Annotated in this window: 1 pseudogene; it reads right to left on the reverse strand. The window is 58.0% G+C overall.

Going from position 1 to position 255, the window contains the following annotated elements:
• Positions 1-255 (reverse strand): annotated as a pseudogene (locus HCN83_RS18110) (IS5/IS1182 family transposase); the annotation flags it as partial.

Here is a 255-nt window from a genome sequence, read left to right on the forward strand (position 1 = left end):
CATCCGCCGCGAGCTGCTTGGGAAACGGCAGGGACCAGGAGCGGAGAAGCTCCAGGTGCGGGATCAGGCAGCGGGTATCCGTCGGGCGCTGATGCACCGAATAGCCGAGCACAAATTGATTTTCCGTACCCATCTGCACGTTGTAGCCTGGTTTCAGCTGGCCGTTTTCCATGTGATCTTCTTTCATGCGCATAAACGTAGCAGCGGGATCGGTTTTGGAAAAACTGTTCCGGTCGCCGAAGGTGGCGAGCTGGC

Origin of the sequence: Alkalicoccus luteus (genome assembly GCF_012034335.1) — a bacterium.
Classification (GTDB): domain Bacteria; phylum Bacillota; class Bacilli; order Bacillales; family Salisediminibacteriaceae; genus Alkalicoccus; species Alkalicoccus luteus_A.